The sequence below is a fragment of the Gordonia tangerina genome, from assembly GCF_021556435.1.
GTDB lineage: Bacteria > Actinomycetota > Actinomycetes > Mycobacteriales > Mycobacteriaceae > Gordonia > Gordonia tangerina.
In genome coordinates, this window is the sequence record NZ_JAKGCU010000048.1 from 1 (window position 1) to 9,729 (window position 9,729).

The 9,729-nt window shown below is 63.7% G+C and carries 8 protein-coding genes and 4 pseudogenes; 8 read left to right on the top strand and 4 right to left on the bottom strand.

Annotated elements, in window-relative coordinates; genetic code table 11:
- The first annotated feature begins 188 nt into the window (after positions 1-188).
- Positions 189-1,112: an acyl-CoA dehydrogenase family protein gene (locus L1892_RS24260; protein WP_014928945.1), complete on the top strand. Its 924-nt coding sequence runs from the start codon at positions 189-191 to the stop codon at positions 1,110-1,112.
- A 67-nt stretch (positions 1,113-1,179) separates the two neighbouring features.
- Here the strand turns inward: L1892_RS24260 and L1892_RS24265 are convergent.
- A pseudogene (locus tag L1892_RS24265) lies at positions 1,180-1,422 on the bottom strand (MMPL family transporter); the annotation flags it as partial.
- Between the two features lie 4 nt (positions 1,423-1,426).
- Positions 1,427-1,552, bottom strand: a pseudogene (locus tag L1892_RS24270) (TetR family transcriptional regulator); the annotation flags it as partial.
- A 108-nt stretch (positions 1,553-1,660) separates the two neighbouring features.
- Here L1892_RS24270 and L1892_RS24275 point away from each other — a divergent pair.
- Positions 1,661-2,137 carry a PaaI family thioesterase gene (locus L1892_RS24275; RefSeq protein ID WP_004020623.1) on the top strand — a complete coding sequence of 159 codons (477 nt, stop codon included), beginning with the start codon at positions 1,661-1,663 and terminating at the stop codon, positions 2,135-2,137.
- Between the two features lie 5 nt (positions 2,138-2,142).
- On the opposite strand, the gene L1892_RS24280 is transcribed toward L1892_RS24275, so the two are convergent.
- Positions 2,143-3,168, bottom strand: coding sequence for a helix-turn-helix domain-containing protein (locus L1892_RS24280; protein WP_004020622.1), 1,026 nt, complete (start codon positions 3,166-3,168; stop codon positions 2,143-2,145).
- Positions 3,169-3,267: 99 nt separating this feature from the next.
- On the opposite strand from L1892_RS24280, the gene L1892_RS24285 reads away from it, so the two are divergent.
- From L1892_RS24285 to L1892_RS24310, 6 genes and pseudogenes are all read left to right on the top strand, one after another.
- Entirely contained in the window at positions 3,268-3,588 is a 321-nt protein-coding gene (locus tag L1892_RS24285; protein WP_004020621.1) for a 2Fe-2S iron-sulfur cluster-binding protein, read from the top strand.
- Between the two features lie 26 nt (positions 3,589-3,614).
- Positions 3,615-5,006, top strand: a complete 1,392-nt coding sequence (locus L1892_RS24290; protein WP_004020620.1) for a cytochrome P450 — start codon at positions 3,615-3,617, stop codon at positions 5,004-5,006.
- Positions 5,003-6,202 (top strand): NAD(P)/FAD-dependent oxidoreductase, encoded by a 1,200-nt coding sequence (locus tag L1892_RS24295; RefSeq protein ID WP_014928948.1) that lies wholly within the window; start codon positions 5,003-5,005, stop codon positions 6,200-6,202. Before L1892_RS24290 ends, L1892_RS24295 begins: the two co-directional genes overlap by 4 nt.
- Entirely contained in the window at positions 6,199-6,870 is a 672-nt protein-coding gene (locus L1892_RS24300) for a transglutaminase-like domain-containing protein (protein WP_004020618.1), read from the top strand. The genes L1892_RS24295 and L1892_RS24300 overlap by 4 nt, the downstream gene beginning before the upstream one ends.
- Positions 6,871-6,957: 87 nt before the next feature.
- Positions 6,958-7,995 (top strand): BtrH N-terminal domain-containing protein, encoded by a 1,038-nt coding sequence (locus L1892_RS24305; protein ID WP_472892132.1) that lies wholly within the window; start codon positions 6,958-6,960, stop codon positions 7,993-7,995.
- 300 nt (positions 7,996-8,295) lie between these two features.
- Positions 8,296-8,643: pseudogene (locus L1892_RS24310) on the top strand (transposase); the annotation flags it as partial.
- Between the two features lie 142 nt (positions 8,644-8,785).
- On the opposite strand, the pseudogene L1892_RS24315 reads toward L1892_RS24310, so the two are convergent.
- A pseudogene (locus tag L1892_RS24315) lies at positions 8,786-9,607 on the bottom strand (IS256 family transposase); the annotation flags it as partial.
- Between the last annotated feature and the right edge of the window lie 122 nt (positions 9,608-9,729).

The following is a 9,729-nucleotide window of genomic DNA, read 5'->3' on the forward strand; positions in this document are numbered from 1 at the left end:
CCGTCGAGTACGAGAGCGCCTACTGGTCGACCCACACCGTCACCAGCTACCGTGAGAACCCGGTCCCCGCAAACGCTGGAACCAACTAACCGAGCCTCCAGCAAACCCGGGGCGATTCAGTCTTCGCAGTAATCCGCGAGATTGCCAAGGTCGACGGCTCGCTTGGCCACCTCTACGGATACCACCTCGTGTGTGCAGCCTTCATCGAACTCCTCGGCTCGCCGGAGCAGCGCGACGCCACTTACCGCCGCGTGGCGCAGGGTTCCTGGACGGGGAACGCGTTGAGCGAGAACAACAGTCACATTCTCGACTGGAAGGTGCGTGCAACCCCACGCGACGACGGTGGTTACGTGCTGAACGGGACCAAGCATTTCTGTAGCGGGGCGCTCGGATCCGATCTGCTTCTGGTGTTTGGCGTGGCGCAGGATGATGACTCACCCGAGCGGTCGGGAATTATCACAGCGGTCATACCCACCGACCGAGGGGGAGTGCGTCCCAACAATGACTGGAAAGCCCTGGGGATGCGGCGGACCGACAGCGGTACAACGGACTTCAAAGATGTTCAAGTGCTTCCGCACGAGGTGTTGGGGGCTCCGAACAGCGTGATCACCGACTTTTTCGGCTATAGGCGCGCCAGCCTATTCGGCCCGTTGGTGCAACTGATCTTCTCGCACGTCTACATAGGAATTGCCGCCGAAGCGCTGGACTCCGCTCGCGAATACACGCTGGAGCACGCACGGCCATGGACCCCTGCGGGGGTTTCTGAGGCCACGCAGGATCCATACGTAGTTCGGACCTTTGGAGAGCTTGCGATTAAACTACAAGGCGCTGACGCGGCGGCCCGCGATGCGTCGCACGCGGTGCAGCGGATCTGGGAGAAGGGTGATGCTTTGGCACCCGCCGATCGGGCCTCGCTGATGGTTCAGGTGTCGGGGGTGAAGGTCTTGGCCACCGAGGCGGGTCTGTCTATAGGCAGCCGGATCTTCGAGGTCATCGGGGCGCGTGGGACACACCCGCGTTTGGGGCTGGACCGGTTCTGGCGCAACATCCGGACGCACAGCCTGCATGACCCGGTGGCCTACAAGATTGCCGACGTCGGCCAGTACTTCTAGAACGACCGTGATCCCGTCCCAGGCTTTACATCCTGACAAGTTCGACAACACACATCGGCGATCCCCCCACCAGGTCGCGGGCGGAAGCGACATCGGCGGTGGTGCCACGAAGTTCCTGGACAAGCTCGTCGTAGCGTGCACGCACCGTCGGGGTGAGGCCGCCACGGTTCTCCATGGCGATAAACGCCGTTGTCTTGGCGCCTTTCTCCCCGAACGCCGTGCCCATCCGGTCGAATGACTGAAACGACGGCACTCCCGCAGGGATCGGGTCGACCGACTGCTGCCGCACGACTGTCTCCAGCTGCGGGAACGCTCGTGACCGCCTCGACGGTGACAGCCTCCACTCCCCCGCTGCGCAGCAACACCGCCGTGGCGTCGAGCAGACGGTTCCGGGAACGAACCCGCCGCGGATCGACGTCGTCGAGGCCATTGATGCTCACCGCCACCAGGTCTCCTCACGCTGTTGGTCCAGCGTGGATGTGGCATTCTACCAACGATACCGTTGGTAGTGGTCTGCTACCGGCACGAGCATCGATTCGAGGACTGTGATGTCAGCACCCACCAAACTGCCCGCACACTCCCCATCGTGCATGGGCTGCGGGCCGGAGAATGCCAGCGGCCTGCAGCTCGAGGTGTACCGCGACGGCGACCGCGTTTTTGCCGATCACTCTTTCACCACCAAGCATTCCGGTGGACCAGGTTTGGCGCACGGAGGCGCTATCTCGGCCGCGTGCGACGACATCATGGGATTCACGCTGTGGATCGCCGGCACCCCGGCCGTCACGCGCACGTTGACCGTCAAGTACCGCCGACCGGTACCCCTCCACGTACCAGTACGTCTTACGGCGTGCATCGACGAGGACGCCGATCACATCCTGCACATCGGGGCGAGCGGGACTGTGGACGGCGAGACCTACTTTTCCGCCACCGGCGAGTTCGTGAAAGTCGATCTCATGCACTTCGCGCGCTACGCCGACACCTCCACGGTAGACAGCTTTTTCGTCAATCTTCTTCGCGCGGACTGACCTGCTCAGATGCCCGGCGCTGCCTGCCGATTCGCCGGTGCGCGGCGAAACCGCGTCGGGGAGCATCCGACCCACCGTGTGAACGCATGAGAGAAGCTGGCGGCGTCGGAGTACCCCAGTTCTGCGGCTATCTCGCCGACACCGATGCCCGGATCCAGCAGTCGCGCGGTGGCCCGTTCTTGGACGAACTGCTGCCGCAGGCGACGCAGGGTGGTGCCCTCGGCGTTCAGGCGTCGCTTGAGTGTGCTCACCGATATCGACAGCTCCGCCGCGATACGAGCACCGTCAGCGCGGGCAGGGTCGGCATCGAACTGTGCGCGGACCAGCTGCGTGTAGGAACTGGGCCTACGCTGTTCGTAGACGCGTCGAAGCTCGGCAATACCGATCCGGTAGGCCACGGGGTCGGAGAAACGGCACACGTCGTAGAGCACGGCAGCCGGTATGTGCACGAACGCCGCGGGCGCGTTGAAAACGATCCGATGGCCGATCTCACCCACGGCGATCAGGTCTGCCGGCGCCTGGCATGTCAGATGAAGCTCCACGGAGGGGACGGCACCGGCGAGCATGTCCACCAACCGCAGGACAGCCAGACCACCGTAGGTGACGGCGAAACAATCGGTGCCGGCGCTGTCGGTGCGCCCGGCCAGAGCGATCGTCAGTCCAGAATCTCCGTGCTGGAACTCGGTGCTCAGCGCGGTCGATATCAGGGGCAAGAACTGAAGCAGTTGAACAACTTCGACGACGGAACCCGCACTGACCAGCGGCAAACTGATGGGGCCGAACGAGGTGAGCTGAGCGTGCTCGGCGAACGCTACGCCCAACCGGAATCCCTGCTGGGAATCCATCGCCGGATACACCTCGTGAAACCACCGGACAGGCACTTGGCCCTGTCGCGCAATGACGACCGCGAGATCGACGCCCTCGCGGGCCATGATGCGTTCGAACGCTCGGGTCTCCGCCGCGCCCAAGGCGCCGCTGTCGAGGAGCTGGGCGAACGCCAGCGGCGGCATCCCCGACTCGACAAGGCTCATATGAGCCAAGTTAACAAGACATCGCGACGTCCGAACCTGGATCGACCACATTCGCCGCGCGCACACTCATCTCTACGACCCAGGAACAAGGAGGTGGCCATGGCCACGATCACCTACGTGACCCACGACGGCGAGGACTACCCCGCGCCGGTGATGCCCGGCAGGTCACTGATGCAGACCGCGGTCGACCAGGCGATACCGGGCATTGATGGCGACTGTGGCGGTGAGGCGGCATGCGGAACCTGCCACGTCGTCGTCGACAGCGCGTGGATCGACACCGTCGGCCACAGCACAGACGTCGAAGAAGGCATGTTGAGCATGCACCCCGAGCGTGAGGCCAACTCGCGGCTGTCGTGTCAGATGACCGCGCGCGAAGAGTGGGACGGGTTGACCGTTCACCTCCCCGAGTTCCAGTTGTGAAGTGAGAGAATGAGAGCGACTTTCAGATGAGCATTACCACCGCGATCGCCGAGAAGGCGCAGTCCATGATCCCGATCGATCTGCAGATCCGTGGCGCTCACGTCTATGACAAGACCCGCCGGATCGTCACCCGAACCGACGGCAAGAAAATCTTCACCGAGACCCCCATCCCGCCGGTCGAGGACGTCGAACTCACTGACATCGATCTGAGCAACCCATTTCTCTACCGACAGGGCATGTGGCGGTCCTACTTCGAGCGTGTGCGCAATGAGGCGCCCGTTCACTTCCAGCCCCGCAGTCCCTTCGGGCCGTTCTGGTCGGTCACTCGACATGCCGACATCATCGCTGTCGACAAAAACCATGAAGCGTTCTCCGCCGAACCGTTCATCATCATCGGTCGGCCCCCGCGTTTCATGGATATCGCGATGTTCATCGCCATGGACCCGCCGCGGCACGACAAGCAGCGCGCCGCCGTCCAGGGAGTCGTCGCACCGAAGAACCTGCGCGAGATGGAGGGCCTCATCCGGTCTCGCGTCCGGGAAGTCGTCGAGGAGCTACCGCTCGACGAACCGTTCGACTGGGTCCAGACCGTGTCGGTCGAACTGACCGCGCGGATGCTCGCGACATTGCTCGACTACCCCTACGAGCAGCGCCACAAACTCGTCCAGTGGTCGGATTTGGCCACGTCGATGGAGCAGGCCAACGGCGGACCATCGGACAACGACAAAGTTTTCCGCGAGATGGTCGCGATGGCACAGGGCTTGAGTGCGCTGTGGCGAGACAAGGCCGCGCGGACCGCGGCAGGCGAGGAGACCGGATTCGACCTCATCACCATGCTGCAGAGCAACGAGGACACCAAGAACCTTCTCGACAATAGCCCGATGGAGTTCCTCGGGAACCTCGTGCTGCTGATCGTCGGCGGCAACGACACCACCCGCAACTCGATGAGCGGCGGAGTGCTGGCTCTCAACGAGTTTCCCGAGCAGTTCGAGAAACTCAAAGCCAATCCGGATCTGATTCCCAATGCGGTGTCGGAGATTATCCGGTGGCAAACCCCGCTGGCATACATGCGTCGGGTCGCCAAGAAGGACGTGATGCTCAACGGTCAGTTCATCCGCGCAGGTGACAAAGTCGTCATGTGGTATGCCTCCGGCAACCGCGACGAGCGAGTGTTCGACCGCCCGGACGAGCTCATCATCGATCGGTCCAACGCTCGCAACCACATCGCGTTCGGTTTCGGTGTGCACCGTTGCATGGGAAACCGTTTGGCCGAATTGCAGTTGCGCATTCTCTGGGAAGAACTTCTCGAGCGCTTCGACGACATCGAGGTGGTCGGTGATCCGGAGTACGTGCAGTCCAACTTCGTTCGTGGGATCAGCAAGATGATGGTCCGTCTGACTCCCAAGCCGGAGACGTGAGTACTGATCGGGTCGTGATCGTCGGCGCAAGCCACGCGGGCGCACAGCTGGCGGCCAATTTGCGCAAGGAGAAGTGGGCTGGGGCCATCCTGCTGATCGGCGACGAGGGCCGCCTGCCGTATCAGCGGCCGCCGCTGTCCAAGGCATACCTGGCTGGCGATTGCCATCTCGACGATGTCGCGATTCGGAGCCGCCAGTTCTACGACAAGCAACGGATCGAGCTCGTCGACGGGACCGTGACCTCGATCGACCGTGCCGAACGAACCGTCACTCTTGGCAACAACGACGCGGTGTCCTACTCGAAGTTGGCCCTGTGCACCGGCGCTCGAGCTCGCGCACTGCCGGTCCCCGGCGCCGACCTGCCGGGCGTGCACTATCTGCGCACCGCCACCGATGTCGAGGCCATCCGCGCCGCCGCGGTCCCGGGTTCGCGGGTCGTCATTGTCGGCGGCGGGTACATCGGCCTGGAGACAGCGGCCTCGCTTCGAACCCTGGGTGTCGAGGTCACCGTCCTGGAGGCGGCAGGACGCGTACTCGAACGTGTCACGGCGCCCGTCGTGTCGGAATTCTTCGATCGAATTCACCGCGAGAAGGGTGTCGAGGTACGGACCGACGCAATGGTCGAAGGGTTCCGCGGCGACGAACGAGTCGACGGCGTTGTCCTGTCCGGGGGGGAGACGCTGGCCGCTGACCTGGTCATCGTCGGCGTCGGCGTCATTCCGAACACGGAGCTCGCAGCAGCTGCGGGCATCGACGTCGAAAACGGCATCCTCGTCGACGACCGCGCTCGTACCAGCGATCCTGACATCGTCGCAGCCGGCGACTGCGCCAACCACCGAATCGAGCGGTACGGGCGACGTGTTCGTCTCGAGTGCGTGTCCGCAACAACCGAGCACGCCAAGATCGCGGCGGCCACAATCTGCGACAACACAACCGGTCGCGCCGCACTGCCATGGTTCTGGTCCGACCAATACGACCTCAAACTCCAGATCGCCGGGCTCAACACCGGATACGACGAGGTGCTGGTCAGCGGCAACCCCGCCCATGGCCGCGACTTCACCTGCTACTACTTAACCGCCGGAGAACTGATTGCAGCTGACTGCGTCAACAGACCCGCTGACTTCGTGACCGCCAAGCGCGCCATTGCACAACGAGCGCCGATCGTCAGGTCCGAATTGATCGGAGCGGCCCCATGACCACATCACCGACAAATGCGGTCAGCCCGGCGGCGCTGACGGGTTCACGCTTCCTCGACATCGAGCACGCCACCGTCGCAACCTTCACACGCGAAGCCGTCGGCAACGCGACCACCGACAAAGACAAAGCCGGCCGCCTGTTCACCGCGGTGCGCGACGCCATCCGCTACGACCCGTACACCGTCTCCAACGACCCAGAGCACTACCGGGCCAGCCATGTAATCGAATCCGGGCGTGGATACTGCGTCCCCAAGGCCGTCGTGCTTACCGCCGCATTCCGCGCCGCCGGGATCCCAGCGCGGCTAGGCTTCGCCGACGTCCGTAATCACCTCCAAACGGGCGCCCTACGTGAGCTGATGGGAACCGACGTCTTCGTCTATCACGGGTACAGCCACGTCTACATAGACGGACGGTGGCTCAAGGCGACACCCGCGTTCAACTCGGAACTGTGCGCGCGGTTCGGAGTCGCCCCGATCGACTTCACCGGCGACAGCGACGCGTTGCTCCACGCTCACTCCGCGGACGGCTCAACACACATGGAGTACGTCCGCGAAAGAGGTGTGTACAACGACCTGCCTCTCGACAACATCCTGGTGGCTCTCAAAGAGGCCTATGGCCCTCTTATACTCACGCAGCGTGCGACGTCACTAGATGCATTCCACGCCTAACCCGGTCTGCCTCAGTCGTCGGCCCGGCAATCGACAATTTTCGTACCGCCTCAACACAGGAGGATCGTGTCAGTGTCCGGCCCCTCGATGATCGACCCCTACCCGCACCGAATGGGTGGCCACTGTGGGTCCGGTGCGATGCGAGACCTCATGGAGTGGACCGGGCTCGGTTACGACGGCCCACCCGACGAGGGCCTCGTCTTTGCCCTCGGCGGAGCCCTCTCCCTCACCTACATTCGATCAAAAGCGCTGATGCCACCCGTGTACTTAGTCGGACGAGGACCTGATTTTGAGATCGACCTCCCCCGCCGTCTGGGCGGCACCGTCGAGGTGCTTGCCACAGACGACCCGGCCGAGGGTTGGGAGAACCTTCGTGGCGAGATCGATCAGGGACGCCCTGCACTGGTCTGGGCGGAGATCGCAGAACTCCCCTACCTGCGGGTCCAGTTGCGCATGAGCCGCCACGACATCGTTGTAGTCGGCTACGACGAGACGCAAGGCGTCGCGTACATCGCCGACAACGATCGCGAAGACCTTCAACGCGTCCCACTGGACGCACTCGCACGCGCGCGCCGCTCGACCTCCTTCCCGGAGCCAACCCGACACACGCTGTTTCGTATCAATTGGCCACAGACGCCACCTTCGATTCTCGAGGTGGCCGCACAGGCATTCGCACAATCCGCAGCGAGCCTGAGCACCCCAGGCGCATCGACGATCGCCGGGCCCGCAGAACACGGGTCACACGGCCTCGACGCTGCCAGCGCGCTCGCATCCGACGTCTGCAGCTGGGGAGCCCTGTCGACCGACGACCTCGAGATGCATTTATTCAGCCTCGGCGCCTTCATCGAGAAAGCGGGGACCGGCGGCGGCCTGTTCCGCCGACTGCTGGCACAGGGCTGCGACGAAATCGCGCGCCTCACCGGCGATCACGCCACCGCCATCCTTGCAGCCAACGCCCACCATGCGGCGACATCCTGGACTGCAGTCGCACGCGCAGCAGTACAGAAGGATCACGCCTCATCCGAGCGGCTCCGATCCGTCACAACCCTCGCGGCGGCTCTACCCGAGGCGGAAACGACCCTGGAGGCGTCACTACGAAAGGCCGCAGCATCCTTGTCAGGCTAACCGGCCTGTCGCGGCAAGTCCGCGAGGAGGACGCTAAGCAGGGCCGCCGCGTTCACACAAACGCACGCAGGAGCATTACCATCAGCAGGACGCCGGTTCCCGCTGACCCGGGTCCTGTGACATCGACAGGAGGCAACCGGGAAGCCTGCAGTTCTTCTCGCAGCGTCACGTATCCTGGCCTTCGACCACGCCACCGTGCAGGCGTCCACCCGTGATGCTACCGGCGACGCGGACAACGATCGAGACATGGCGCGGAGCCACTTTGCCGCGGTGCGAAACCAGATCCGCTACGACCCCTACACAGCAGCCCGCATCCTCCTCGAAGTCGGCGACGGTTCAGCATTCGCCACCGCAGGCCACCTGGCCGCCTACGCCGGCATCGCACCAGTCACCCACCGATCCGGCACCTCCATCCGTGGCGAGCACCCCGCCCGATTCGGAAACCGCAAACTCAAACGAGCCTTCTTCCTCTCCGCGTTCGCCGCACTGCACGACCCCACCAGCCGCGCCTACTACGACCGCAAACGCGCCGAAGGAAAGAAACACAACGCCGCCCTCATCTGCCTGGCACGCCGACGATGCGACGTCCTCTACGCGATGCTCAAGCACAGCGAGCCCTACCGAACCCCAATCGCTTCAGCTGCTTGACAAACCCATAGGGACACCCCCCGTTCTGGACGACCCCCACCCAGCGTCTCACGCACGCTCACCACGAGCTCGGCGGGAATCGGGCCCCGACGGGTCTGTCCGATATTCGGTGTAAGCGGCGGTTTTCCGATTGCTCGGCGGGTCAGCGTTCTTCGGCTGCGGGCATACGATCGGCGAACGTGATGGCCGGGGCGTTGAGCGCTGGCTTCCAGCGTACGGCCCACTTCGTCTGACCGGTACCCTTCGGGTCCAGCGACCGGGTGACCAGGTAGAGCGTTTTGAGTGCGGACTGCTCGTTCGGGAAGTGTCCTCGAGCGCGCACCGCACGCCGGTAGCGGGCGTTGAGACTTTCGATCGCGTTGGTGGAGCACAACACTCGCCGTATCTCGACGTCGTAGTCAAGGAACGGGATGAACTCCTCCCACGCGCTCTCCCACAGGGTCACGATCGCCGGGTACGGCGTGCCCCATTTCTCGGCGAATTCCTCCCACCGCGCCCGGGCGTCAGCGGCGGTCGGCGCGGTGTAGATCGGTTTGAGATCGGCGCTGATCGTGTCCCAATACTTGCGGGAGGCGTACTTGAAGGTGTTGCGGATCAGATGGATGATGCACGTCTGTACCGTGGCCAACGGGAACGCGGCAGATACACTGTCGGGCAACCCTTTCAATCCGTCACACACAACGAAGAAGATGTCGCGGACACCCCTGTTCTTGAGGTCGGTGAGCACCGCCAGCCAGAACCTGGCCGACTCGCCGTCGCCGTCGCCGGCCCACATGCCGAGGATGTCTTTGTGCCCGTCGAGATCCACCCCGATCGCGGCGTAGATGGGCCGGTTACGCACCTGCCCATCCCGGATCTTGACCATGATCGCGTCGATGAACACCGCCGCGTACACTTTCTCCAGCGGGCGTGCCCACCACGACACCATCTCTTCGATGACCCGATCCGTGATTCGGGAGACGGTGTGAATCGCCCCGGGTTTGCTGGAGGCTCGGTTAGTTGGTTCCAGCGTTTGCGGGGACCGGGTTCTCACGGTAGCTGGTGACGGTGTGGGTCGACCAGTAGGCGCTCTCGTACTCGACGGGT

Coding starts and splice junctions, on each gene's coding strand:
- L1892_RS24290 (WP_004020620.1), top strand. CDS start 3,615: ATGAGCATTACCACCGCGATCGCCGAGAAGGCGCAGTCCATGATCCCG.
- L1892_RS24285 (WP_004020621.1), top strand. CDS start 3,268: ATGGCCACGATCACCTACGTGACCCACGACGGCGAGGACTACCCCGCG.
- L1892_RS24280 (WP_004020622.1), bottom strand. CDS start 3,168: ATGAGCCTTGTCGAGTCGGGGATGCCGCCGCTGGCGTTCGCCCAGCTC.
- L1892_RS24300 (WP_004020618.1), top strand. CDS start 6,199: ATGACCACATCACCGACAAATGCGGTCAGCCCGGCGGCGCTGACGGGT.
- L1892_RS24275 (WP_004020623.1), top strand. CDS start 1,661: ATGTCAGCACCCACCAAACTGCCCGCACACTCCCCATCGTGCATGGGC.
- L1892_RS24305 (WP_472892132.1), top strand. CDS start 6,958: ATGATCGACCCCTACCCGCACCGAATGGGTGGCCACTGTGGGTCCGGT.